23 protein-coding genes are annotated in these 23,448 nt (G+C 69.7%); 16 read left to right on the top strand and 7 right to left on the bottom strand.

The window, feature by feature from the left end; all coding sequences use genetic code 11:
• Positions 1 to 77 precede the first annotated feature (77 nt).
• Positions 78 to 2,258: a PAS domain S-box protein gene (locus IQ292_RS03120; protein ID WP_203308820.1), complete on the bottom strand. Its 2,181-nt coding sequence runs from the start codon at positions 2,256 to 2,258 to the stop codon at positions 78 to 80.
• A 219-nt stretch (positions 2,259 to 2,477) separates the two neighbouring features.
• Between IQ292_RS03120 and IQ292_RS03115 the strand changes: the two genes are divergently transcribed.
• The 6 genes from IQ292_RS03115 to IQ292_RS03090 all read left to right on the top strand — a co-directional run bounded on the left by IQ292_RS03115 (position 2,478) and on the right by IQ292_RS03090 (position 7,125).
• On the top strand, positions 2,478 to 3,614 hold the full coding sequence (locus tag IQ292_RS03115) for a zinc-dependent alcohol dehydrogenase (RefSeq protein ID WP_203308819.1): 1,137 nt from the start codon (positions 2,478 to 2,480) through the stop codon (positions 3,612 to 3,614).
• 13 nt (positions 3,615 to 3,627) lie between these two features.
• Positions 3,628 to 4,215: a hypothetical protein gene (locus IQ292_RS03110; protein WP_203308818.1), complete on the top strand. Its 588-nt coding sequence runs from the start codon at positions 3,628 to 3,630 to the stop codon at positions 4,213 to 4,215.
• Between the two features lie 416 nt (positions 4,216 to 4,631).
• A complete protein-coding gene (locus IQ292_RS03105; RefSeq protein ID WP_203308817.1) occupies positions 4,632 to 5,729 on the top strand; it encodes a potassium channel family protein in 1,098 nt (365 codons plus the stop codon).
• Positions 5,730 to 5,924: 195 nt separating this feature from the next.
• Complete coding sequence (locus tag IQ292_RS03100; RefSeq protein WP_203308816.1) at positions 5,925 to 6,509, top strand: hypothetical protein; 585 nt, start codon at positions 5,925 to 5,927, stop codon at positions 6,507 to 6,509.
• Between the two features lie 108 nt (positions 6,510 to 6,617).
• Positions 6,618 to 6,824, top strand: a complete 207-nt coding sequence (locus IQ292_RS03095) for a hypothetical protein (RefSeq protein WP_203308815.1) — start codon at positions 6,618 to 6,620, stop codon at positions 6,822 to 6,824.
• Position 6,825: 1 nt separating this feature from the next.
• On the top strand, positions 6,826 to 7,125 hold the full coding sequence (locus tag IQ292_RS03090) for a hypothetical protein (protein ID WP_203308814.1): 300 nt from the start codon (positions 6,826 to 6,828) through the stop codon (positions 7,123 to 7,125).
• A gap of 34 nt (positions 7,126 to 7,159) precedes the next feature.
• Here IQ292_RS03090 and IQ292_RS03085 read toward each other — a convergent pair whose 3' ends face one another.
• Both IQ292_RS03085 and IQ292_RS03080 read right to left on the bottom strand, forming a co-directional pair.
• Positions 7,160 to 7,426 carry a hypothetical protein gene (locus IQ292_RS03085; protein WP_203308813.1) on the bottom strand — a complete coding sequence of 89 codons (267 nt, stop codon included), beginning with the start codon at positions 7,424 to 7,426 and terminating at the stop codon, positions 7,160 to 7,162.
• Positions 7,427 to 7,529: 103 nt separating this feature from the next.
• Positions 7,530 to 7,868, bottom strand: a complete 339-nt coding sequence (locus IQ292_RS03080) for a GFA family protein (RefSeq protein ID WP_203308812.1) — start codon at positions 7,866 to 7,868, stop codon at positions 7,530 to 7,532.
• A gap of 299 nt (positions 7,869 to 8,167) precedes the next feature.
• On the opposite strand from IQ292_RS03080, the gene IQ292_RS03075 reads away from it, so the two are divergent.
• The 3 genes from IQ292_RS03075 (at position 8,168) to IQ292_RS03065 (ending at position 10,815) form a co-directional block, all read left to right on the top strand.
• Entirely contained in the window at positions 8,168 to 9,166 is a 999-nt protein-coding gene (locus IQ292_RS03075; RefSeq protein ID WP_203308811.1) for a glycoside hydrolase family 43 protein, read from the top strand.
• 2 nt (positions 9,167 to 9,168) lie between these two features.
• Positions 9,169 to 10,095 carry an alpha/beta hydrolase gene (locus tag IQ292_RS03070; RefSeq protein WP_238940728.1) on the top strand — a complete coding sequence of 309 codons (927 nt, stop codon included), beginning with the start codon at positions 9,169 to 9,171 and terminating at the stop codon, positions 10,093 to 10,095.
• Between the two features lie 114 nt (positions 10,096 to 10,209).
• The gene (locus IQ292_RS03065; protein WP_203308809.1) at positions 10,210 to 10,815 is read left to right on the top strand and encodes an SOS response-associated peptidase; all 606 of its coding nucleotides are present in this window, start codon (positions 10,210 to 10,212) and stop codon (positions 10,813 to 10,815) included.
• 83 nt (positions 10,816 to 10,898) lie between these two features.
• On the opposite strand, the gene IQ292_RS03060 is transcribed toward IQ292_RS03065, so the two are convergent.
• Positions 10,899 to 11,798, bottom strand: coding sequence for a DMT family transporter (locus tag IQ292_RS03060; RefSeq protein WP_203308808.1), 900 nt, complete (start codon positions 11,796 to 11,798; stop codon positions 10,899 to 10,901).
• A 271-nt stretch (positions 11,799 to 12,069) separates the two neighbouring features.
• Here IQ292_RS03060 and IQ292_RS03055 point away from each other — a divergent pair, with 271 nt between their 5' ends.
• Positions 12,070 to 13,359, top strand: coding sequence for a dicarboxylate/amino acid:cation symporter (locus tag IQ292_RS03055; RefSeq protein ID WP_203308807.1), 1,290 nt, complete (start codon positions 12,070 to 12,072; stop codon positions 13,357 to 13,359).
• 27 nt (positions 13,360 to 13,386) lie between these two features.
• Here the strand turns inward: IQ292_RS03055 and IQ292_RS03050 are convergent, their stop codons facing one another.
• Positions 13,387 to 13,965 (bottom strand): NADPH-dependent FMN reductase, encoded by a 579-nt coding sequence (locus tag IQ292_RS03050; protein WP_203308806.1) that lies wholly within the window; start codon positions 13,963 to 13,965, stop codon positions 13,387 to 13,389.
• Between the two features lie 136 nt (positions 13,966 to 14,101).
• Here IQ292_RS03050 and IQ292_RS03045 point away from each other — a divergent pair, with 136 nt between their 5' ends.
• The 6 genes from IQ292_RS03045 (at position 14,102) to IQ292_RS03020 (ending at position 20,861) form a co-directional block, all read left to right on the top strand.
• A complete protein-coding gene (locus IQ292_RS03045; protein WP_203308805.1) occupies positions 14,102 to 16,264 on the top strand; it encodes a transglycosylase domain-containing protein in 2,163 nt (720 codons plus the stop codon).
• A 57-nt stretch (positions 16,265 to 16,321) separates the two neighbouring features.
• On the top strand, positions 16,322 to 16,705 hold the full coding sequence (locus IQ292_RS03040; RefSeq protein WP_203308804.1) for a hypothetical protein: 384 nt from the start codon (positions 16,322 to 16,324) through the stop codon (positions 16,703 to 16,705).
• A complete protein-coding gene (locus IQ292_RS03035; protein WP_203308803.1) occupies positions 16,702 to 17,850 on the top strand; it encodes a glutathionylspermidine synthase family protein in 1,149 nt (382 codons plus the stop codon). Before IQ292_RS03040 ends, IQ292_RS03035 begins: the two co-directional genes overlap by 4 nt.
• Before the next feature lie 216 nt (positions 17,851 to 18,066).
• Entirely contained in the window at positions 18,067 to 18,813 is a 747-nt protein-coding gene (locus IQ292_RS03030; protein ID WP_203308802.1) for a TorF family putative porin, read from the top strand.
• A 132-nt stretch (positions 18,814 to 18,945) separates the two neighbouring features.
• Complete coding sequence (locus IQ292_RS03025; protein ID WP_203308801.1) at positions 18,946 to 19,947, top strand: threonine aldolase family protein; 1,002 nt, start codon at positions 18,946 to 18,948, stop codon at positions 19,945 to 19,947.
• The gene (locus IQ292_RS03020) at positions 19,944 to 20,861 is read left to right on the top strand and encodes a DMT family transporter (RefSeq protein WP_203308800.1); all 918 of its coding nucleotides are present in this window, start codon (positions 19,944 to 19,946) and stop codon (positions 20,859 to 20,861) included. Before IQ292_RS03025 ends, IQ292_RS03020 begins: the two co-directional genes overlap by 4 nt.
• Here IQ292_RS03020 and IQ292_RS03015 read toward each other — a convergent pair.
• Both IQ292_RS03015 and IQ292_RS03010 read right to left on the bottom strand, forming a co-directional pair.
• Complete coding sequence (locus IQ292_RS03015) at positions 20,771 to 21,604, bottom strand: Rossmann-fold NAD(P)-binding domain-containing protein (RefSeq protein ID WP_338057573.1); 834 nt, start codon at positions 21,602 to 21,604, stop codon at positions 20,771 to 20,773. The two genes, IQ292_RS03020 and IQ292_RS03015, sit on opposite strands and share 91 nt — an antisense overlap.
• Position 21,605: 1 nt before the next feature.
• The gene (locus IQ292_RS03010; RefSeq protein WP_203308799.1) at positions 21,606 to 23,312 is read right to left on the bottom strand and encodes a M28 family metallopeptidase; all 1,707 of its coding nucleotides are present in this window, start codon (positions 23,310 to 23,312) and stop codon (positions 21,606 to 21,608) included.
• Positions 23,313 to 23,448: the final 136 nt, after the last annotated feature.

Genomic DNA, 23,448 nt, shown 5'->3' with positions numbered 1-23,448 from the left:
CGTCGAACATAAGGCTCTGCCATGCTGTGTGCGGCATCTATGGTCGCCGGCCGGCCGGTCCGTCACCCGGTGGTGTCCTAGGTAGTCCTACGCAATCTGGGACTATGGCCGGCTGGCGCAATTCCGGCCGCGAGGGCCACCTGCACGAGTTCGGTTAGCGTGCCGGACCCCAATTTGGCCATCACCTGCGCACGATGCAGTTCGACCGTTCGTGGACTGATGCCGAGCACCTGCGCGATGGTCTTGTTGGTACCACCTTCCACCAGTCCGACGAGCACCTCGCGCTCGCGCGGCGTCAGTCGCGCCACCTGCGCGCCGGCGCTGTCTTCGCGCGCGGTGGGCCGCAGGGCCGCGCGGCAGTCGGGCAGCGCGGCGGCAAGCCGCTCGATGAGCTCGCGCTCGTTACCGACCGCGAGATAGTCGATCGCTCCGGCCTTCATCGCGCCGACGACATGGGTCACCGCGGCATCGCCGCGATCGAGCGCGATGGCGGGCAGCGCGATCGATCGCGCCTTGAGCTCGCGCAACACCGACAGGCCGTCATCGCGCCGCTTGCGCAGGTCGACCAGCACGCAACCCGATGCCAGGACCGGTGCGATGTCGAGGAACGCCATCGCGCTGTCGAAGATGCGGACGTGATAGTCCATGCCCCGGACCAGTTCGGCGAGCCGCCGCGCGGTCGTCGCGGTGCTGCTGACGACATAGACGTGCCGGCCATCGTCCTGGGTCAGATCTTCGGCGATGCCGCCGATCCGCGTGATGACACCGTGGTCGTCGCGGATCGGAAAGCTGATATCCCGCAACCAGCGGATGCCGCCATCCTTCGGGCGGACGACGCGATACTCATATTGCGCCACCTCGCCGGCCTTGACGGTAGCAAGCGCCCGCGCGACGCTCGCGCGATCCTCGGGATGGACGTCCTCCATCCAGCGGTCGATCGCGACGGGCGCGGCCTCGCACGTCTCGCCCCAGATGCGCTCGAAGGCGGCGCTGCGATAGATGATCGCGTCCTTCTCGGGATCGGCGATCCATAGCAGATTGCGGCTATGCTCCGCGAAACTGCGGAACTGCGCCTCGCTGGCGCGGACGGCCGCCTCGTTGCGGCGCTGTTCGGACACGTCGATCGCGGCACCGATGAAGGCAATCGCCCCCCCGTTGTCGAACGACGTCCGGCCGGATGTGGCGATATGTCGGACGATGCGATCGTCACGTCCGATCACCCTGTATTCGATGGCATAGCGGCCGTCGCCGGCCGGATCGGCGCAGGCGGCGATCGCCTCGCGGACGCGCGCGCGGTCGTCGGGATGGATACCGGCTTCGAAGACGGTCTGGTCGACCGGCGCGTCGGGCGGCAGCCCCCACATCGCCCGCACCCGCTCGTCCCATTCCAGCGTGTTCGCAGCCGGATCCCAGGCATAGATGCCCAGGCCGACCAGGTCGGTTGCGGCGCGCAGCCTTGCGGCCGTACGCCGGACCTCCTCCTCGATCGCGCGGCGCTCGCTGGTGTCTCGCGATACGCCGACCACCAGTTCGACCGTCCCGTCGCCAGCGAGCACCGGACCCCAGAGATATGCGAAATAGGCGGCGTGCCCCGTCGGGCTTTCGTAGAAGACCTCGTCCTCGATCGTCACCCCCTCGGCGAAGATGCGATCGATATGATCGTTCAGGTGCCGGGCAAGCGCGGGCGGATAATGCAGTGCGGCGAAGGTCTTGCCGCGCATCTCGCCTGCAGACAGGCCGAACAGGGCCAGCATGGCGGGATTGGTGTAGACGAAGCGCCGCTGCCGATCGAAGGCATAGACGTAATCGGGAATCGACGACAGCGTCGCCTCGAGGAACCGTGTCTGGCTGGCGAGTTCCGCGCCGGCCGCCGCGATCCGCACGGTGGCGCGCTTCAGGTCGTCCACCTCCTGCATCACGACGATCGCTCCGCGCGTCTGCGATTCCTCTCGCCGTAGCGGGACAGCGCTCACCCGCATCCAACGCGCATGCGCATCATCGGCGGTGTACAGGAAATCCGTGCCCGGCATCGCCTGCTCGCCACGCAGCGCCTTCGCACCGGGATAGTCCTCCGGCGCGATCGGGCTGCCATCGGCGGCATAGGCGCGCCAGCGTCTCGCGCTCTGGGGATCCCCAGAGGGCAGGTGAGCGACCCCCGTATAGTCGCGCAGGCACTGGTTCGACTGGACGAGATTTCCTGCGGGGTCATAGACGCCGACGCCGAGGGGCAGGTTCTCCAGCACCGATGCGAGGAGCATCCGCTCACCGCCAGACCCGGCTTCGGCCTCAGGACCGGGAGGAGACGCTGCGGCGCCGGCGGTGCGACGATCGTCCCGCTTCACGGCTGACGGGACGCGGACGATTTGCCGCTTCCACGGCAATGCCTTGCGGGTTCGGAAAGTTCCCTAGGTATCGCCCGCATGTCGGACGGGCGGGGGAAGCGCATAGCACGGCGCCACCCAACCGAGGAGACCGGTATGAAGGCCCTAGTCTGGCACGGCAAGGAGGACATCCGATACGACACGGTGTCCGACCCTGCGATCGAGCACCCCCGCGACGCCATAATAAAGGTTACCAGTTGCGCGATATGTGGCTCGGATCTCCATCTTTTTCATAATCTTGTACCCGCGATGCTGCCCGGCGACATCATGGGTCACGAGACCATGGGAGAGGTCGTCGAGGTCGGCAGCGACGCCAAGGGCAGCCTGAAGAAGGGCGATCGCGTCGTCATTCCCTTCACCATCCAGTGCGGCGAATGCGACCAGTGCCGCCGCGGCAACTTTTCCGTCTGCGAGCGGACGAACCGCAAGAAGGCGCTGGGCGACAAGGCGTTCGGCCATGCCACCGCCGGCCTGTTCGGCTATACCCACCTGACCGGTGGCTATCCCGGCGGCCAGGCGGAATATCTGCGGGTGCCCTTCGCCGACACCACGCACATCAAGGTGCCCGGCGGGATCGACGACGAGAAGTTGCTCTTCCTGTCCGACATCCAGCCCGGTGACACGGTCGCGGTCTGGGGATGCGGACCGGTCGGGCAAATGACGATCCGCTCGGCGATCCTGCTCGGCGCCGAACAGGTGATCGCGATCGATCATCTGCCCGAGCGGCTGTCGATGGCCGCCGCCGCGGGCGCGATCACGATCGACTTCATGCAGGAGAGTGTCGTCGATCGCCTCAACGCGCTCACCGACGGCAAGGGGCCGCACAAGTGCATCGACGCGGTCGGGACCGAGAGCCACGTCGATTTCGGCCAGCCCGACACCGTGCTTGACCGCGCCAAGCAGATGCTGATGGCGGAGAACGACCGTCCGCACGTGCTGCGCGAGATGATCTACGTCTGCCGGCCGGGGGGCGTGATCTCGATTATCGGCGTCTATCTGGGCCTCGTCGACAAGATCCCGATGGGACAGGCGATGAACAAGGGGCTGACCTTCCGCATGGCGCAGGCGCATGTGCCCCGGTGGACCGGCGACCTGCTGCGCAGGATCGAGGACGGCCAGATCGACCCTTCGTTCGTGATCACGCACAAGGTCGATCTTTCCAAGGGGCCCGAGATGTACGCCACCTTCCGCGACAAGGCGGACGGGTGCGTCAAGGTCATGCTGCAACCGTGACAAGGAGGCGATGATGCCACTCACCAACGTTACCGGGGTCGCTCGATCCGAAGGCGACCCGCGCGTCCAGCGCAAGGGACCAAGCTCGTTGACCGGCCCCGACCGGTTGGCACGCGCGCTCGGCTGGTTCTCGGTCGGCCTGGGCCTTGCCGAACTGGCGGCGCCGGGACGTCTCGCGCGCGCGCTGGGGCTCGACGACAAGGAAGGGCTGATCCGCGCCTATGGCGCGCGCGAGCTGGCGAGCGCGGTACCGACGCTGTCGATCGACAAGCCGATCGGCCTCGCCGCCCGCATCGGCGGCGATGCGCTCGACCTCGCCACGCTGGCGCCGGCCCTCCATCGCGACAATCCGAAACGGCACAATGCCGCCATCGCGGCGGCGCTGGTCGCCGGCATCACCCTGCTCGACATCGCGGCGTTCAAGGGGGTGAAGGCGGCGCACCGGCGCGACGGCGGGGCAGCCCGGGATTATTCGGATCGCTCGGGCCTGCCGCGCGGTGCGGCGGCCTCGCGCGGGCTTGCGCGCAAGGATTTCGACATACCGCCCGACTATCGGGCGGAGGGCACCGTCGCGGACGCGATACCCGCGCTGCCGTCCTAAGGTCTGATCCACGTGCGTGGGAGCGGTGCCGGCCCTCATCCCATCCGGGATACGCCCTTTGGGCGGTCGGGTGGGGGTGAGGGCCGGCACCGCCCCCATCCACTCTCACTCAATCGACCACCAGCGCTTGGCGCAGCGTCTCGCCCGATCGGCTGTCGTTGCCCCTGCGCGGCGGCCGTGACGGCGGGACCACCGACATCGTTTTCGCGCGCGCAGCAGAAGGGACGGTCATGCCCCCGACGAAACCGCGGTCCATGTGCCCCGCCCGCGCTGGCCGGAAGGGGGCGACGAACCAATGGCTGCCGCACCGGCGGCGCGCGGCGCGTCGCGGTACGAGGGCGCGACCGTCCATTCGACGCGCCGGCGCGAGGACGGCGGCGGCGCGCGCAATCTTCCTATCCTGAGGTTGCCGAACCATGCGCTGGACCATCGTCGGACAACTGAGCGGGGCGGCCCTGATGCTGCTTTTCCTCGCCGACATCTTTCTGACCATCCTCTACGCGCGCGCCGGCACGGGCGTGTTGGCGCCACGCTGGAACCGGTGCGTCTGGGCGTTGGTCAAGGCCGTGGCGGATCGGGCCGGCGGGCGCCGCGGCGCGATCCTGTCGCTCGCGGGGCCGTTGATCGTCGTCACGCTGATCGGTTTCTGGGCCCTGGGGCTGACGCTCGGCGCCGCGCTGATCATCCAGCCCGAACTGGGGCGCGCCATCCGGCCCTCGAGCGGCGGCGCGTCCACCGATTTCGTCACCGCATTGCTGGTCGCGGGCAACAGCCTGTCGATCGTAGGCGGGGGCGATTACGTACCGCATGGCGCCGGCGCGCGGCTCCTCTTCCTCTTCGACTCCTTGGTCGGCGCGTCGGTATTGTCGCTGGTGCTGAGCTATCTCGTCCAGGTCTATTCGGCGCTTCGGGAGCGCAACGCGCTCGCGCTGACGGTCGACCTCATGACCGGTGGCACGGGCGATGCCAGCTGGATGCTCGCGCGGCTGATGCCCGGCGGCGACACGGGCAATGTGGTCGGCGAGCTCGGCAACCTGGCGCGCACGCTCGCCCAGGTGAAGGAAGCCCATCACTTCTACCCGCTGCTCTATTATTTTCGCTTCCACGAGCCTTTGTATGCGGTGTCCCGCACCAGTTTCGTCCTGCTCGATCTTGCGGCGCTGATCGAACATGCGCTCGATCCCCGTCGATATGAACCTGTCATCCAGTCCGCCGCGGTCGCGGCGCTGCACCGGGGCGCACGGCTCCTGCTCGACACCCTCCACAGCCGGTTTCCGACGGTGTCCAGCCTCCAGCCGGATGACGCGGAGATGTGGCGGGATCGCCAAAGCTATGCGGCGGCGGTCGAAGTCCTGGCGGCGCACGGCATCGCGACGGCACGCGACGGCGCAAATGGCTATGGTGCCGCCCGCCAGGAATGGCGGCCGATGATCCGCCGCGTCGCGCCGGTGCTCGGCTATGCCATCGACGAGATCGACACGCGGGAGGCGACCGTAGGGATACCGGGCCGCTGACGTCCGGGTTGGCGCCCCAGGTGCCGGCCGTCCCGGGGATCGTCCGAGCAGGGCGACAGGGTGCGCCGTCCCTGCACCGTCGCGGCTGACGGGATTCGACGCGCGGGCATCCCTTAAAGCACGGTGCAGCGGCCCGATTTTTGCTGGCGTAAACGGCGAGGGTCGACCGATCGACGTTTTGTGCGTTGGGGGCGGATGGCACGTTCACTAAAGGTGTTCCGTACGGCCATCGGCTTCCATGATGCCTATGTCGCCGCGCCGAGCCGCAAGGCGGCGCTGCAGGCATGGGGCGCCGACGTGGACCTGTTCGCGCGCGGCGTCGCGGAACAGGTCACCGATCCGGCATTGATCGAGGAACCGCTCGCTCATCCCGGCGCGATCATCCGCAAGCTGCGCGGGACCAGGGACGAAAATCTCGCGGCGCTGCCGGAGGCGCCGGCGCGCGCGCGGCGATCGTCGGCCAACGCGGGCGGGCGGTCCGACACCAGGCCGCGCAAGAGCGGCGGAACGCCGTCCCCGTCCCCGTCCCCGTCCCCGCCGCCCCGGCCGCGGCCGGACCGTGACGCGCTCGATGCCGCGCAGCAGGCGCTCGACGACGCGGATCGGCGTTACCAGGACGCGCGCCGCGCGATTGCCGAGCAAGAGGTCGCGCTGGCGAACAGGCGCAGGGCGCTGGAGGCCGAACACGACGACGCGCGCCGCGCGCTGGAGGCGAGGCGGGATGACGAGGAGGCGCGATATCGACGCGCCATGGCGGCGTGGCGCAAGGATTCTGACTGACATCGCCGGTCCAAGCTTTTGTTCTTCATATGTTCTTGCGAATCATCGCCGGATCGACGTACCGTGCCTGCAGCCAGCGAGACGAGCCGACGGGAAGGAGCCTTTGGCATGCAGCACGATCTGCAACTGCGTGCGGCAGCGCGCGCGATCTACGACGCCTGCTATCCATCGGAGGAATGGGCGCCCTGCAATTTCGACGAGGCGGAGCGCTATGGCACCGTCCATTACCGGCAGGCCGTCGGCGCCGCGCAGGAGGCGCGGCGGGCGCTGGCCACGCCGATGCACGACCAGCTCACGCTGCCGGCCTTGGCGTGACGTGTCCGGCGACGACCGCACGCATGTCGGTCAGCGTCTGCGGTGCCTCGAACATTGCGCGCTGCACCGTCGTACCATCACGCTGACCTGCCCGGCGTGCGGACGGGCGCGCCGTCTCGACGCGGTGGCCTTGTGGTGGCTGTTTCGCCGAAAGCGCTGGGACGACCGCCTGCCGGCGGCCTATCGGCGGTTCCGGTGTGCCGCCTGCGCCGGCACGGGACGGATCGTGCGTCCCCGTGGCGCCATCACCCGCGACCCGCCCGACGACGACCAGCCGCCCTATCCGGATCGGCCGACCTAGCGCCGGCTGGTCTCGCGCTACCGATCCTGAAGCGTCATCCCTTCTTGCGTCCGCCAGTCTTGCGACGCGTGTGCGCGGTTTTCTTGCCATGGCGGGCGGCCGGCTTGGCCTTGCCCCGGCGCAGCAAGGGGACGGCGATCGCGGCGGCGGAGGCCAGCACCGTACCGCCGATCGCGATCCAGGTGCCGGTGCCCAGTCCCGCAGCATGCGGCCTGGTCCGCTTCGCCGGCTGCGACGGACCCGCATCGGCATGATGAGTCGGGCCGGCGTGCTTCATGGCGGAGCTTGGGATGTAAGACATGCGTGATCCTTCCGACAGGACCCAACCCCATGGGTGGCAGGGTGTTCCGTTCCGGTGAGGCTTTGCGGGCACCGCCCCCGATCAGAGCTCGCCGGATCGCACGTCAATATCGCGCGCCGTCGATCATCCGCCGCGGAAGATCGCACCAGATCGCGGGATCGAATATCCGCAGGTTGATGCCCATCCTGGGATAGGCAGGGTCCACCGGCGTCCAATGGGTGGTGCAGCCGCACGTGCCGCAATGCCACAGGTCCAGCGTGCGGTCCCCCTGCCGATAGGCAACGCCGACACCGTCGACCACGACGTCGCCGGGTAAGCAATAATGCCAGAGCCCGGCCGTGCGCCTGCAGATCGAGCAATTGCATTCGCTGGCGTCGGCGAGCGAAGCGCGCAGCACCAGGCGGATGCGACCGCAATGGCAGCGTCCACGATGCACGCTCATCGCGCGCCGCGGCCCCGATTGTCGCGGACGGCGCCGGCGCTCCGTCTCCCCGGCACGCACCCGGCCGGTGCGCATATGACGATCGAAACAGTGTCCACGCCCACGAGCCAAGCCCAATTTCCGCGCCGCGACAAGGGACTGCGCCTCCTCATCAGACGCGGACCTTATCAAAGGGATAGCTGATGCCACAGCGCTGCGGGCGCAGCGGCAGGTCGCTTCAGTTTGCCCTTGTTAGCGCTAGCATCGCGCGCTAGCGTCCAGCTTCCGATTGAGCAAATCAACGGCCGGAAGGGATGGGGATGAAGGGCTGCGCGACGATCGCGACCGTGTTGCTGCTCGCCTCCGCCGCGGTGGGTGCGGTACCGGCCGAGGACGGTCGACCTGATCCCAACCCGATCGTGCGCGACAAGTTCACCGCCGATCCGGCGCCGCTGGTCGTCGGCGACACCCTGTACCTCTACACCGGCCACGACGAAGCGCAGCGCGACGAGATGTTCACGATGCGCGAATGGCTGGTCTATTCCACGAAGGACATGAAGCACTGGGTCGACCACGGCCCGATCATGCGCGTCACCGACTTCAAATGGGCCAAGCAGGACGCCTGGGCGTCACAGGCGATCCGCGCGAACGGCCGTTACTATTTCTACGCTGCGGTCGAGCACGACGCGACGCATCCCGGCAAGGCGATCGGCGTCGCCGTCGCGGACACGCCGACGGGACCCTTCCGGGATGCGAAGGGGGCCGCGCTGATCACCAACGAGATGACGCCCAAGGGCACCCATAGCTGGGAAGACATCGACCCGACGGTGTTCACCGACGACGACGGCACCAGCTGGATCGCCTGGGGCAACCGTGAATGCTATATCGCGCGTCTTAAACCGAACATGATCGAGCTCGACGGGCCGATCACGGAGATCACGCCGCCCTTTTTCGAAGAAGGGCCCTGGCTGCACAAGCGCGGCAGGATCTATTATCTCACCTACGCCTCGCTCGATCGGCGCACGCAGCGCGACGAGCACATCTCCTATGCCACGGCACCGGCGATCACGGGGCCCTGGACGCCGCGCGGCTTGCTGACCGGACCGGGCAGGTACAGTTTCACCATCCATCCGGGCATCGCGCATTTCCACGGCCGCTGGTATCTGTTCGCGCACAATGCCGCGCTGACGATCGGTGATCAGGCCGGCGCGATCGGACGGCGCGCGGTCACGGTCTACCCGCTCCATTACAACGCAGACGGCACGATGCGCCCCGTGGTGCAGGACGACGGCCGCGTACGCACCACGCAGGGAGGATGAGGATGAAGACGGGCGGATGGCGCGCGGGCGCGCTGTTACCGATCCTGGCGGCGCTGGCGGCGCCCGCTTTGGCACAGGACGATCGCATGACGCCGATCGCCACGCCGTCGCAACAGGATGCGATCGCGCTCGGCACGGGTGCGCTGCCGAACGCGCCGATCGGGGAAAGCTGGCACAGGCAATATGGCAGCCGCTTCGCGCGCAACGTGACGCAGGCGACGCTGACGCCCTTCCTGCCCGACCCCGCGCGGGCGACCGGGGCGGCGGTGATCGTCGCGCCCGGCGGCGGCTTCCGCACGCTGTCGATGGACAACGAGGGCTATGATGTCGCGCGCGCGCTGGCGGCGCGCGGCGTCGCGGCCTTCGTGCTGAAATACCGGCTGAACCAGACGCCGGCGGACATGCCGGCATTCGCGGCCTCGATGGCGGCGATGTTCTCCGGCACGGCGCGGCCGCCACGGCAGACGCCGCAGGAGCAGCTCGCCGGCCTGCGACCGCAGATCGCCGATGCCCGCGCGGCGTTCGCGCTGGTGCGGGCGCGGGCGACGTCATGGCGGGTCGATCCGGCGCGGGTGGGCATGATCGGCTTTTCGGCGGGGGCGATGCTGACCCTGGCGACCGAACTCGCCGGCGAGGATGCCCGGCCGGCCTTCATCGCCGCCATCTATGGCCCGCTGGCCCCGGTCAGCGTGCCCGCCGATGCGCCGCCGCTGTTCGTCGCGCTGGCGGCGGACGATCCATTCTTCGGCAACGGCGGCTTCGGCCTGATCGAGTCGTGGCGCGCGGCGAAGCGGCCGGTCGAGTTCCACCTGTTCGAGCAGGGCGGCCACGGCTTCGGCATGTATCCCAAACCGACCACCAGCACCGGCTGGTTCGAGGCGTTCGCGCGCTGGCTGCGGATGCACGGCTGGGCGAAGGACATAGGCTGAAAAGGCGCTGGAGCCCTTCACCCGGCTCGCCTCCGCAGCACATGCCCTGCGCATCGCCATGATTTACATGGTTTTTCATTGCCGCCACGGCGCGGCCGTGACAGCCTTGCGGGCATGTGCAACCTCTACCGCCTGCCGACCGACCGCTGGGAACTGGCCGCGCTCTATGGCGCGGTCGACACCGTCGGTGCCGACTTGGAAAAGGATTACGTGTCGCCCGGACGTCCCGGCCTCACCATCACCGCCGCCGATGGGGGACGCCGGCTCCAGTCGATGCGCTGGGGGTTCCCGCCGCCACCCAATGTGCGCAGCGCGGTGGTCAACGTACGCAATTACGCGAGCCCCTTCTGGCGGTCGGCGCTGAGCAATCCGGAGCGCCGGTGCCTCGTGCCGGTCACCCGTTTCCAGGAATGGAGCGTGGAGGCCGATCCTGCGACGGGCAGGAAGACGCCGCACTGGTTCTCCCTGCCGTCGCGACCGATCTTTGCGTTCGCGGGCGTGTGGCGACCCACTGCGACCGGGCCGGCCTATGCCTTTCTCACCACCGGCTATGACGGCGATCCGGCCGGGCACCTTGTCGGGGCGGTGCACCCCAAGGCGATGCCGGTGATCCTGCACGACGAGGATCATGACCAATGGCTCCACGCGCCGATCGAGGCGGCGCTGACGCTCACGACGCCCTATCCCTCGCAGCTGATGGCGATCGACGCGGCGACCTGATCGAACCCGCGGTCCGCAGGTGCGCATCGCGATATGCGGGTGCGACGGTCGGTCCGCGCCGTCGGGGGCTCGACGCGGCGCGATCACGCCACTGTCGGCGGCGCGTCGTGATGATGGTCTTCGCCGAGGACGACGGCAAGGCTGCCCGCGACGATCAGCAGGCCACCCGTCGCCAATGCCCAGGTCAGCCGGTCGCCGAACATCGCCACGCCGAGCAACGCGCCGATCAGCGGTTCGATGTTGATGAACACGCCCGCGCTCGCGCTACCGACGCGCGACGCGCCATATTGCCACGCGGCGGTGGCGAGCGTCGTCGACAGCAGGCCCTGGCCGATGATCCCCGCCCAGGCGACGGCGCCGATGTCGAGGCGCGGCATGCCGTGCATCGCCACGGCAATCGGCAGGATCGTGATGGCGGCCACGACGATCGTGGCGGACGGCATCGCCATCGGCGCCGCGATCGTCGGCGCCCGTTTCAACGCGTAGAACCAGCCGAGAAAGAGCAGCAGCGACGTGAGCGAGAGCAGCACGCCGGCGAGCGTGCCGGCGCCGCCCGGATCGCCTGCGATCAGCGCCGCGCCGGCGGTCGCGGCCGCGACGCCGGCCCAGCTTGCGGCGGTCGTACGTTCGCCGAGCAGGCGCGCCGACACGGCGATCAGCGCCGGCATAGCGCCGACGAGCAGCGCCGCGAGCGTCACGCTGACGCGCGCCAGCCCTTCGAACTGCACGAGGAAGCCGAGCGCATAGAGTAGCCCGGCCAGCAGCACCGCGGGCGACCGGAACAGCGCGCGCGCCGCGCGCCCGAGCACGAAGGGGAGGGCGGCGACGGCGGCGACCGCGAAGCGCAGCAGCACCATATGCGCAGGGTCGGTCGCGCGCAGCGCGAGCTTGCCGAGCGGAAAGCCGATGCCCCAGCACAGGCCCGCGAGGATCAGCGCCAGGAACGCGTTGCGTCGGATTGTCCGGCGCGCGGAAACCGTCATGTCACGAAATCCCCACTCGAAGAATTTTTTGCAACCATGGGGCGGGCCCGCCACGAGGTTTCGCTTGGTCGTGCCCGAACAGCGAATGGCGCCGATCGGTCAAGTCATACCGTTGAATCGGGATATTTTCTTTTCCGGGGGATTGGGCGGCAATGGTCCGACCTGCGACCGGCCCGGCCGTTGAGGGCGGATCGTCAGGCCGGAACGCCGCTTTAGACGCCCCGAGCAATTCTTGTGCGCAGGCGCGAAGTGCGGCACCTACATCGCCGCGATGACACAATCCGCTCGCTTCCGCATGCCCCCGTTCGGGGTCCAGGTCTTCGTCGGCATGGGCGTCGGCCTCGTGCTCGGCTTCGTCGCGCGAAGCAGCGGATCGCCCGCGCTTGCCGACGCGCTCCGCATCGTCGGCGACCTGTTCGTGCAGTTGCTCAAGGCGCTCGTGATCCCCCTGGTCTTCACGGCCATTGTCGCGTCGATCGCGGCGCTGCGTGATCTCAACAATGCCGCGCGGCTGGTCGCGGGGACGTTCGTGTGGTTCGCCATCAGCGCGTTGATCGCGGTCAGCATCGGCCTGGTGCTCGGCACGGTCCTGCAACCCGGCGTCCATGCGGGGGTCAGCGCGGCGGCGGCGGCACGGCCCGACACCGCCGGGTCGTGGCTCGACTTCCTGCGCGGGCTGGTGCCCGTCAACATCCTGGGGTTGGAGGCATCGACCAGCCTGAAGGACGGCGCGGCGACCACCAAATTGTCGTTCAACGTGCTGCAGCTGATCGTCGCCGCGGTCGCCATCGGCGTGGCGGCGGTGCGGGTCGGCGCGGCGGGTGAGCCCTTCCTCGCCTTCAACGCGTCCGCGCTCGCGATCTTCCGCCGCATCCTGCGCTGGGTCGTGCGGCTGACGCCGATCGGCACCGGCGCGCTGCTGGGCAGCGCGGTGGTGCGCTACGGCTGGCAGTCGCTGTCGGCGCTCGGCACGTTCGCGATCGCGGTCTATATCGGCCTCGCGCTCGTCCTGTTCGTCGTCTATCCGCTGCTGATGGTGGCGAACGGGATCAGTCCGCGCCGTTTCTTCGCCGCCGCCTGGCCTGCGATCCAGCTCGGCTTCGTCTCCCGCTCATCGATCGCGACGCTGCCGGTGACGGAGGAGGTGGTCGAGCAGCGGCTGGGCGTGCCGCGCAGCTATGCCGCTTTCGCCGTGCCGTTCGCCGCGACGACGAAGATGGACGGCTGCGCCGCCATCTATCCCGCCATCGCCGCGCTGTTCGTCGCACAATATTACGGCATACCGCTGCACGCGACGGACTATCTGCTGATCGTGATGGTGTCGGTGCTCGGCTCGGCGGCGACCGCGGGGCTGACGGGCGCGCTCGTCATGCTGACGCTGACGCTGTCGACGCTCGGCCTGCCGCTGGAGGGCGCGGGGCTCCTGCTGGCGATCGATCCCATCCTCGACATGGGGCGCACCGCGATCAATGTCGCGGGCCAGGCGCTGATGCCGACGATCGTCGCCAAGCGGCAGGGGTTGCTGGGCGAACTGCGCGAGGACGTGGCGGTGGCGGCCTGATCAGGCCGTGGGCCGGCGGCGGCCCGATCAGGCCGTGGCGAGCGGCGCAAACCGCGCGACCTGCCGCCCGATCAGCCGCAATTGCTCCAGCACCGCCGGGTCGCTCGCGCCGCCCTGGTCGTCGAACTTCGTCACCTGCGTGTTGATCGCCGCGGCGAACGGCGTCGGCCAGCCGCGCAGCGCATGGACGATCGACCGCAGCGCGGCGATCGTCGAGCCCGTCGCCTGCCATCCATAAGCGGTCGCGATCAGCCCGACGGGCATGTCCGCCAGATAGGGCCGCGCGTCCTTCGCCGTCTCCTCGAGCAGGTCGAGCGCGTTCTTGACGACGCCGCTGATCGAGCCGTGATAGCCGGGACTGGCGATGATCACCGCCGACGCGCGCCGCACCGCGGCGACGAACGCCTGTTCGTCCTCGGTCCGCGTATGCGCGCGCGGATCGTACAGCGGCAGCCGCGCCATGTCGGCGCCGCCGAACATCTGCGTCGCGAACCCCTGTTCGGCTGCCGCGTCGAGCGCGATGCGCAGCGCGCGCTCGGTCGACGAGACGCCGCCGATGGTACCGCCGATGCCGACGACGAGCGGGGGAGAGGGGGCGGGGGTCATGGCGCGAGCGATAGCGCGCGCCGCGCCGCCGCGCCAGCGCCGCCCCGATACTGGCCATCGGCCATGCGAGTTGGTAAATGGCCTTGACCGGCGTGAAAGACTTGCCTCCAGCCGCTTTAGGATAGTAATACACCTCATGGCTGACCGCTGGGACGAGCCGATGCGTCACGAGTCCATCGACACTCACCGACTGGGCCCGATCGGGCGCCGCTACGCGCTGGACGACGATACGACGCCGCCGCCCGCGACGGATCCTTATGCAAACCGGTTCGCCGATTTCCATGATGCGCCTGCCGACGACGCGCCGGAGCGGCGCCGCTTCCCGCTCGGCCGCTGGATCGTGCGCGGGCTCGGCGCACTCATCGTGCTGTTCGTCATCGCGGTGGGGTGGCTCGCCTTCACCGCGCCTTTGTCCAAGTCGCTGCAGCCGCCGACGCCGCCGTCGATCACGCTGACCGCCGACGACGGTACGCCGATCGCGCGGCGCGGCGCGATCATCGGCGCACCGGTCGACGCCGCCAAGCTGCCCAAGCACGTCACGCAGGCCTTCCTCGCGATCGAGGACCGGCGCTTCTACAGCCACTGGGGCATCGACCCGCGCGGTATCCTGCGCGCCTTCGTCCACAATGTCGGGTCGGGCGGCGTGCGCGAGGGCGGCAGCACGATCACGCAGCAGCTGGCCAAGAACGCCTTCCTTGATTCGGACCGGACCGCCGCGCGCAAGATACGCGAGGTGATGATCGCCTTCTGGCTCGAGGCCTGGCTGTCGAAGGACCAGATTCTGTCGCGCTATCTGTCGAACGTCTATTTCGGCGACAACGTCTATGGCCTGACCGCGGCGGCGAAACACTATTTCGGGCGGACGCCGGACAACCTCAACGTCGGCCAGGCGGCGATGCTGGCGGGTCTGGTCAAGGCGCCCTCGCGGCTCGCGCCGACCAGCAACCTCGCCGGCGCGCGCAAGCGCGAGATGGTCGTCGTCGCGGCGATGGCCGATGCCGGCTTCCTGACCAAGGCGGAGGCCGCCGCCGTCCAGCCGCAGCGCGTGCTCGCCAGCCGGCCGACGCAATTGCCCAGCGGCACCTATTTCGCCGACTGGGTGCTGCCCGAGGCGCGCGACCAGGCCGGCGAGGTGAAGAACGAGGCGACGGTCAAGACGACGCTCGACCGCCGGCTGCAGGCGACGGCGGAGCGGGTGATCCGCCAGGCGGGCCTGCGCCAGGCGCAGGCGGCGATCGTCGCGATGCGCACCGACGGCCGCGTCGTCGCGATGGTCGGCGGCAAGGATTATGCGAAGAGCCCGTTCAACCGCGCGACGCAGGCGATGCGCCAGCCGGGATCGACCTTCAAGCTGTTCGTCTATCTGGCCGCGATGCGCGCGGGTATGACGCCGGATTCGACGATGGACGACAGCCGCGTCGAGATCGCCGGGTGGAAGCCGAAGAACGACGACAACCGCTATCTCGGGCCGATCACGCTGCGCCGCGCCTTCGCGCGATCCTCCAACGTCGTCGCGGCGCGGCTGACCCAGCAGGTCGGCGTGCGCAACGTCATCAAGGCGGCGCGCGATCTCGGCATCTCGACGCCGATCGCCAACGAGGCGACGATCGGCCTCGGCACGTCGGAGGTGACGCTGCTCGAGCTGACCGCCGCCTATGCCGGGATCGCCAACGGTCATTATCCCGTCCAGCCGCGCGGGTTGCAGGAGGTCGCCAGCAAGGGCTGGTACCAGTCGCTGACCGGCGGGCAGAAGGCGCTGGACGACGAGACGCGGGCGAAGATGCTCGAGCTGCTCGGCGCGTCGCTGCGCGGGACGGGCCGCGAGGCGGCGCTGACCGTGCCCGCTTATGGCAAGACGGGGACCAGCCAAAACAGCCGCGACGCATGGTTCATCGGCTTCGCGGGCGATCTCGTGGTCGGCGTCTGGGTCGGCAATGACGACAGTTCGCCCAATCCGGGCCTCCACGGCGGTGGCATACCGGCACAGATCTGGCGCAACTTCATGGTGTCCGCGCTCAATATCGCGCCCGTCGAAAAGCCCGTGATCGTCGAGGAGAATGCGATGGACCCGGCGGTGCTCGAAAATGGCGAGGATCCGGTCGGCGATCTGATCGGCGATACGATCGATCGGACGCTGCCGGAGGTGCAGGGCGCGCTGCGCGGTGCCGGCATCGACCTCAACACGAACCGCGACGGCAGCATCTCGATCACGCCGCGTCGGGGGCCGGACGGTCCGCCACCGCCGCCGCGCGACGCGCGCCGCGGCGAAGACGGTCCGCCGCAGGGCGAAGGGGAATAGGCGCATCCTCCCCCGCGCGGGGAGGGCCACCCGCTGGGTGGCAAAGGGGGGAAGCACATGAAGATCGAGCTCAGGATCACCACCGCCGTCGCCGCCGCGCTGCTCGCGGGCGGCTGCGACCGCCAGCCGCGCGACAATGGCTGGACGACGGCGCAGGACACCGCCGTCTGCACCGACCGGCAGGGCAACCGCGTCCCCGACGCCAATTGCCGCCAGACCCGCTATGCCCATGGCGGCGGCAGCGCCTTCGCCTGGTATTTTCTGGCCCGCAACGCGCGCCTGCCCTTCCTGGGCGAGCGGGTCGGCGGCGGCTCCTATGCGCGCAACCCGGCGGCGCGTTATGCCTTCGCCCCGGCCGCCACCGCGGTGACGCGCAGCGGCGCGATCAGCCGCGGCGGCTTCGGCAGTGCCGCGCGCTTCTTCGGCGGTGGCCGGTCGTGATCCGCGTCGAGACGACGCCGCGCCCCGACTGGCAGGCGGCGGTCGAGGCGCAGGGCCTGGTCTGGCACACCGCCGACGGCCGCCCCTATTGGCACGAGGGCGCCTGCTACCGTTTCACCGCCGCGCAGATCGCCGAGATCGAGGCGGCGACCGCGGAACTCTATCGGCTCTTCCTCGCCGCGGGCGACGCGATCCTCGCCGATCCCGTCCTGCTCGCCCGGTTCGACATACCGCCCGCCTTCCACCAGCCAATCCGCGACGCCTGGGCCGCCGAGCCGCCCGCGCTCAATATCGGGCGTTTCGACCTCGGCTATGACGGCGCGGGGCCGCCCAAATTGTTCGAATTCAACTGCGACACGCCGACCTCGCTGCTCGAGGCAGCCGTGGTGCAGTGGGACTGGAAGGAGGCGGTGATGCCACGCGCCGGCCAGTTCAACGGGCTGCACGAGGCGCTGGTCGCCAAGTGGCGCGATATCGCGCCCTATCTGCCGCCGCGCGTCCATTTCGCGCATGCCGACGAGGACAGCGGCGAGGATGCGGTGACGGTCGCCTATCTGCGCGACACGGCGGAGGCGGCGGGGATCGACACGGCGGCGCTGCTGATGGACGATATCGGCTGGGACGAGGAGGCGCACCGCTTCGTCGACGGCGACGACGCGGCGATCGCGGCGCTGTACAAGCTCTATCCCTGGGAATGGCTGACGCGTGAGGCGTTCGCGCCCCAGCTCGCCGAAAGCCTGGCGGCGGGAACCACGCTGTGGATCGAACCGGTGTGGAAGATGATCTGGTCGAACAAGGCGATCCTGCCGATCCTGTGGCAGCTCAATCCCGGCCATCCCAATCTGCTGCCCGCCAGCTTCGACATCCCGCAGGGCGATGCGGTCGCCAAGCCGCTGCTCGCGCGCGAAGGCGCCAACGTCTCGATCCGGCGCGGCGGCCGCGTCGTCGCCGAGGCGGAGGGCGCCTATGGCGATGCGGGCTATGTCTATCAGGCCTTCTACCAGTTGCCCGAAGCCGCGCCGGGATGTTTTCCCGTGATCGGCAGCTGGATCGTCGATGGCGCTCCGGCGGGCATGGGCATCCGCGAGGACGGGCTGATCACCGGCAACACCGCGCGCTTCGTACCGCACGTGATCGTTGATTGACCGGGCGCGACCGGGCCGGGATGCTGGCGAGGATTTGCCGCGACGGCTGCATCCTGCGCACGCAGGAGCCCAGAGCCGCGCGCGCCGTCCTTCGTAGCTCTGGGTTCCTGCGTGCGCAGGAACACGGCAAATGGATTGCCACGGGTGTTGCACGGAAAAATCGTCCCCTCGTCCATGCTTGACCCTCAGGCTGCGGTGCGACAGGGCGGCGGGCCCATGCGTCATCCCCTTGCCATCGCGCTGCTTTCGCTGCTCGCCGCCCTTCCTGCCGCAGCGCCCGCCGTCGCGCAGACGAGCACCAGCAGCGTCGGCATCGACCTCGGCATCGCCAGCGACGATCGCCGCCGCGGGCTCAGCTGGAGCGACGGGGCCGTGGCGCCGTCCGTCGCGGTGCGCGGCGCCGTTGGTAGCCTCGACGCCGGGGCGCGCATCACCGCGGCGCGAAACAGCGCGCGCTTCGGCGGCGCGGATGCGGTCGCCGACCTCGATTTCGGTTATACCCTGTCGCTGGGCGGCGGCTTCGATCTCGTCGGCGTCGGCGCCGCGCATCTGTTCGCGGGCGCGCGCGGGCGGCAGGATTTCGTCGAGGGCGGGGCCGACCTGACCTATCTGATCGGCCCGCTGACGCTGACCGGCGGCGGCCGTTATGCGCCCAGCCAGTCGGCGATCGGCGGCGACAATCTCTATCTCTTCGCCCGCGCGGAGGGCGGCGTGCCGACCACGCCCGTCACCGTCCACGCCCAGCTCGGGCGGACCAGCGGATCGACCGACGATCCCGTCGCCGCGGCGCGGCTACGGCCCGGCGGCGGCTATACCGACTGGTCGGTCGGCGGCAGCTACGTGCGCGGACGCCTGTCGATCGGCGTCGACTATGTCGGCACCGACGTGTCGCGCGACGCCGCGCGCGTGTCCGGTGGCCATGCCGGCGATGCGCTGGTCGGGCGTGTCGGGCTGCGCTTCTAGGGGCCGATCCACGTCCGCGGACGCGCTACTGCGCCCGCGCCCGCCCCTCCGCGAGGCAAAGCGGGCGGACGGTCGCCGCCGTGTGCGTTTCCGTCGTTGACCGGGGCCTCGGCGGGTCGCAAGGCGCTGGCCATGCGCTTCTTTTCCGACAATGCCGCGCCCGTCCATCCAAAGGTGATGGCCGCGCTCGCCGCCGCCGATACGCTCGACACCGCCTATGACGGCGATGCGCGGTCGCAGGCGCTGGATGCCCGCTTCTCCGCCCTCTTCGAAACGGAGGTGGCCGCGCTCTGGGTGCCGACCGGCACCGCCGCGAACTGCCTCGCGCTCGCGGCGCTGTGTCCGCCGCACGGTGGCATCGTCTGCCACCGCGACGCGCACATCCAGAACGACGAGGGCGGCGCGCCCGAATTCTATACGCACGGCGCCAAGCTGTTCCTGGCGGACGGGCCGGGCGCGAAACTGACGCCGGACGCGATCCTGTCGGTGATCGACGCCATCCCGAACGACGTCCATCGCGTCCAGCCGCATGCGATCTCGATCACCAACGCGACCGAATATGGCCGCGTCTACACGCCGGACGATGTGGCGGCGATCGGCGATCTGGCCCGGGCGCGCGGCCTCGGCCTGCACATGGACGGCGCGCGCTTCGCCAATGCGATGGCGACGCTCGGCTGCGCGCCCGCGGACGTGACGTGGCGCGCGGGCGTCGATGCGCTGTCGTTCGGCTTCGTCAAGAACGGCGCGATGAGCGCGGAAGTGCTCGTCTTCTTCCGCCCGGATCTCGCCACGGTGACCCGCTATCGCCGCAAGCGCGCCGGCCTCCTGTTCTCGAAGGGGCGCTACCTCGCCGCGCAGGTGCTGGCGATGCTCGAGGACGATCTGTGGATCGCCAACGGCCGCGCCGCCAACGGCCATGCCTCCGCCCTTGCCGCCGCGGCAGGCGACCGGCTGGTGTATCCGGTCGAGGCCAACGAGGTGTTCCTGCGCGTCACGCCCACGGAGGCGGCGGCGCTGCGCGCGCGGGGTTTCGACTTCTACGACTGGGCGCCGGGCGAAATCCGCCTGGTCACCGCCTGGGACAGCGACGCCGGCCAGGTGGCGCAACTCGCGGAGGCGATCGCCGCGCTATGACGGCGGGACCGCCCCCGCAATCGACGCGCGCCGCGATCCTGATCCCGTTCGCGATCGTCACGCTGATCTGGGGATCGACCTGGCTGGTGATCCGCGACCAGCTTGCGGTCGTGCCGCCGAGCTGGTCGGTCACCTACCGCTTCCTCGTCGCGGGTACGGCGATGACGCTCTACGCCAAGGTCCGGGGCGAGGGTTTCGCGCTCGACGCGCGCGGCTGGCTGTTCGCGGCGGCGATCGGCCTGTGCCAGTTCTGCCTCAACTTCAACTTCGTCTACCGGGCGGAGCACCACATCACGTCCGGCCTCGTCGCGGTCGCCTTCGCGCTGCTGCTGGTGCCCAACGCCCTGCTTGCGCGCCTCGTGCTGGGGCAGCGAATGGGGCGGCAGCTGATCGCGGGATCGGCGGTGGCGGTCGCCGGCATCGCCCTACTCTTCGTGCACGAGGCGCGGGCGGGGGCGGCGGGGCGCGCGGATACGCTGATCGGCCTCGCACTCACCGCCTGCGCGATCCTGGCGGCGTCGACCGCCAACGTGCTGCAGGCGACGCCGACCGCGCGCCGCTACCCGATGCTCGTCGCGCTCGCCTATGCGATGCTGATCGGCGCCGCCATCGACGGCCTGCTCGCCTGGTGGCTGACGGGGCCGCCGGTGGTGGAGATGCGGCCCACCTACTGGGCGGGTATCCTCTACCTCGGCCTGTTCGGCTCGACGCTGTCCTTCCCGCTCTATTACACCGTGCTGCGCGTCATCGGCCCGGCGAAGGCCGCCTATTCCAGCGTCATCGTGCCCGTCATCGCGATGCTGCTGTCGACGGTCTTCGAGGGCTATCGATGGTCCGCGCTCGCGGCGGGTGGCGCCGCGCTGACCGCGGCGGGACTGGTCATCGCCTTGAGGGCGCGCAGGCCGAACCGGTAGTCGGGATAGGCCGGCACCCAGCCGAGCACGCGCCGGGCCTTGCCGTTCGCGACGCGCCGGTTCTCGGCGTAGAAGCCCCGCGCCATCGGCGAGAGGCTGTCCAGGGACACCAGCGGCGGCGGCGGCAGGCCGAGCAGCGCGGCGGCATAGCCGACGACGTCATCCTGCGCGCAGGGCAGGTCGTCGGCGAGGTTGTACGCCCCCGCCGGCGCGCTTCGCGCCGCGAGAACGCCGGCGACGATGTCGTCGACATGCACCCGGCTGAACACCTGATCGGGCAAACCGACACGGTGCGCGCGGCCGTCACGCACCCGGTCGAGCGGCGAGCGACCCGGGCCGTAGATGCCGGGCAGCCGGAAGACGCGCGCGCCCAGCGCCAGCCATGCCGCGTCGGCCGCCGCACGGGCGCCGCGCCGACCGCCGCCGGTCGGCGCGCCCTCGTCCACCCAGGCGCCGCGCGCATCGCCATAGACGCCGGTCGAAGAAAGATAGCCGAGCCATCGCGCGCCGAGCCCATCGCCGTAGCGCGCCAGCACCGGATCGACCCCGCCGTCCGGCGGGACGGAGGAAAGGACGTGGCTGGCCCGCGAGAGCGCCGCCCGCACGGCCGCCTCGTCGTCGAACCGCAGGCTGCCCTCGCGCCCATCCCGCGTCGTACCGACGACGGACCCCGGCCCCCGCTCTGCCCGCCACGCCGCCGCGAGGCGCGCGGCGGTATAGCCGAGGCCGAAGATCAGCAGCACGTCACTTGGCCATCGCGCCCTTGTAGGTGGTGCCGAAATAGTCGCCCTTGTTCCACATCGGCCGCGCCGGCGCGTCCGCGATCTGGCGCGCGATCGCGTAATTGGTCGCGACGAAGCGCACGCCCTGGTCCCACAGGATCGGCTGCGTCAGGTCGTCGCCCGGCCGGTGATAGCGGTGCGACAGGAAATCCTCGAACTTCGCGCGTCCCTCGCCCTTCATGCCGGGCCATAGGAAGACGCTGGGGATGCCCTTCTTGACGAAGTTGAAATGGTCGGAGCGGACGAAGAATCCCTGTTCGGGCATCGGGTCGGGCGACAGGTCGACGCCCTGCGCGTTGACCGCCGCCTTCACGATCGGCCCGAGCGTCGAGCGGTCGGCACCGAACACGATCATGTCCTCGAACTTGTAGAGCAGGACCGGCATGTCGAGGTTCACGTCCGCGACGATGTCCTTCAGCGGCACGGTCGGATGGTTGGCGAAGAAGTCGGATCCGACCAGCCCCTTCTCCTCGCCGGTCACCGCGAGGAACATCACGGTGCGCTTCGGCGGCGTGCCGCTTGCGGTGAATTTTTTCGCTTCCTCGATCAGGCTGGCGATGCCGATCGCATTGTCGAGGGCGCCGTTGTTGATCCGGTCCGCCCCCGCCGGCTGTCCGGGCCGCTCCGGGCTGACGCCGATATGGTCGAGGTGCGCGGACAGGATCACCACCTCCTTGCCCAGAACCGGATCGGCGCCGGGGATCACGCCGATGACGTTGCTGCTCGCGCCGGGGGTGAAGGCGGTGCGCGTGCTCGCCGTCAGCGTGCCGTCGAGCGCGACCGGGCGGTAGGTCGGATTGTCGCCGGCCGCCTGCGCCGCGATCGTCGTCCAGGGCGTTTTCGCGCCGGCGAACAGCTTTTCCGCCCCCGCCTGGCTGATCGTGCCGAGATACGGCGCGGAGGGCGCGGGGCTGGTACCGGTGCCGTCGGGGTTGGCCCAGGTCATACGGGGCGAATCATAATATTGCGCCAGCGCGGAGAAGGGCCGCGCCCGTGGGCCGGCACGCGGCGTGTCGAGGGTGACGATGCCGATCGCGCCATGCTGCGCCGCGATCCAGGCCTTGGTCGCGGGGCTGCTGAAGTAGGCGCGCTCCTCTCCGCCGAACGTTTCGGGCGCGCCGGCGAAGATCGCGACGATCTTGCCGCGTACGTCCACGCCCTTGTAATCGTCGATCGCATATTGCGGCGCGACGATACCGCGGCCGACGAAGACGACGGGCGCGGAGACGTTGGTCGTTGCCGCCGCCGGATTGGCGCTCGGCACGAAATCCTCGCCGAAGACGAGCGGCTGCGGGCTGCCGCGCCGGGCGGTCCACACCATGTCGCCCTTGGCGGCGGCCTTGTAGGTGACGAGCGGGACGGTCTGGAGATAGCCGCCCTTGTCCCCCGCGGGGCGCAGGCCCGCGGCGTAGAATTGCGCGGCGACATATTGGGCGGCGATGTCGAATTCGGGGCTGCCCGCCTCGCGTCCCTTCATCGCGTCAGACGCCAGGAACAGCACATGCGCCTTCATCGCGGCCTGGTCCGCGGGAAGGGGCGCGTTGATCGCCGCCGTGTCGAGCATCGGGGTCGGTGCGGGCGTGGCGGCGGCGGCCGGCGGAGCATCGGTCTGGGCCAACGCGGACGTGGAAAGCGCGAGCAGCGCGAGCGCGCTCAAGGTACGGACCATCGGCAGAGTCTCCCCGGAAGCCCTATCACGGGCCTTAAGTGTGCCGTTCGGGTAGCACAGCATGGCGGGCGCGCAAGCCCGGCCGATTGCCGCGTCGGTGCGAAGCGACGGGGAACATGATGGAACTCCCGCGCCC

It is taken from the genome of Sphingomonas beigongshangi (assembly GCF_016820445.1).
GTDB classification, from domain to species: domain Bacteria; phylum Pseudomonadota; class Alphaproteobacteria; order Sphingomonadales; family Sphingomonadaceae; genus Sphingomonas; species Sphingomonas beigongshangi.
This window is presented reverse-complemented; position numbering and strand designations above follow the sequence as displayed.

Excerpts from the sequence above, each read along its gene's own strand:
- IQ292_RS03120 (WP_203308820.1), bottom strand. The coding sequence starts at position 2,258 with ATGCTCCTCGCATCGGTGCTGGAGAACCTGCCCCTCGGCGTCGGCGTC.
- IQ292_RS03115 (WP_203308819.1), top strand. The coding sequence starts at position 2,478 with ATGAAGGCCCTAGTCTGGCACGGCAAGGAGGACATCCGATACGACACG.
- IQ292_RS03110 (WP_203308818.1), top strand. The coding sequence starts at position 3,628 with ATGCCACTCACCAACGTTACCGGGGTCGCTCGATCCGAAGGCGACCCG.
- IQ292_RS03105 (WP_203308817.1), top strand. The coding sequence starts at position 4,632 with ATGCGCTGGACCATCGTCGGACAACTGAGCGGGGCGGCCCTGATGCTG.
- IQ292_RS03100 (WP_203308816.1), top strand. The coding sequence starts at position 5,925 with ATGGCACGTTCACTAAAGGTGTTCCGTACGGCCATCGGCTTCCATGAT.
- IQ292_RS03095 (WP_203308815.1), top strand. The coding sequence starts at position 6,618 with ATGCAGCACGATCTGCAACTGCGTGCGGCAGCGCGCGCGATCTACGAC.
- IQ292_RS03085 (WP_203308813.1), bottom strand. The coding sequence starts at position 7,426 with ATGTCTTACATCCCAAGCTCCGCCATGAAGCACGCCGGCCCGACTCAT.
- IQ292_RS03080 (WP_203308812.1), bottom strand. The coding sequence starts at position 7,868 with ATGAGCGTGCATCGTGGACGCTGCCATTGCGGTCGCATCCGCCTGGTG.
- IQ292_RS03075 (WP_203308811.1), top strand. The coding sequence starts at position 8,168 with ATGAAGGGCTGCGCGACGATCGCGACCGTGTTGCTGCTCGCCTCCGCC.
- IQ292_RS03070 (WP_238940728.1), top strand. The coding sequence starts at position 9,169 with ATGAAGACGGGCGGATGGCGCGCGGGCGCGCTGTTACCGATCCTGGCG.
- IQ292_RS03065 (WP_203308809.1), top strand. The coding sequence starts at position 10,210 with ATGTGCAACCTCTACCGCCTGCCGACCGACCGCTGGGAACTGGCCGCG.
- IQ292_RS03060 (WP_203308808.1), bottom strand. The coding sequence starts at position 11,798 with ATGACGGTTTCCGCGCGCCGGACAATCCGACGCAACGCGTTCCTGGCG.
- IQ292_RS03055 (WP_203308807.1), top strand. The coding sequence starts at position 12,070 with ATGACACAATCCGCTCGCTTCCGCATGCCCCCGTTCGGGGTCCAGGTC.
- IQ292_RS03050 (WP_203308806.1), bottom strand. The coding sequence starts at position 13,965 with ATGACCCCCGCCCCCTCTCCCCCGCTCGTCGTCGGCATCGGCGGTACC.
- IQ292_RS03045 (WP_203308805.1), top strand. The coding sequence starts at position 14,102 with ATGGCTGACCGCTGGGACGAGCCGATGCGTCACGAGTCCATCGACACT.
- IQ292_RS03040 (WP_203308804.1), top strand. The coding sequence starts at position 16,322 with ATGAAGATCGAGCTCAGGATCACCACCGCCGTCGCCGCCGCGCTGCTC.
- IQ292_RS03030 (WP_203308802.1), top strand. The coding sequence starts at position 18,067 with ATGCGTCATCCCCTTGCCATCGCGCTGCTTTCGCTGCTCGCCGCCCTT.
- IQ292_RS03025 (WP_203308801.1), top strand. The coding sequence starts at position 18,946 with ATGCGCTTCTTTTCCGACAATGCCGCGCCCGTCCATCCAAAGGTGATG.
- IQ292_RS03020 (WP_203308800.1), top strand. The coding sequence starts at position 19,944 with ATGACGGCGGGACCGCCCCCGCAATCGACGCGCGCCGCGATCCTGATC.
- IQ292_RS03010 (WP_203308799.1), bottom strand. The coding sequence starts at position 23,312 with ATGGTCCGTACCTTGAGCGCGCTCGCGCTGCTCGCGCTTTCCACGTCC.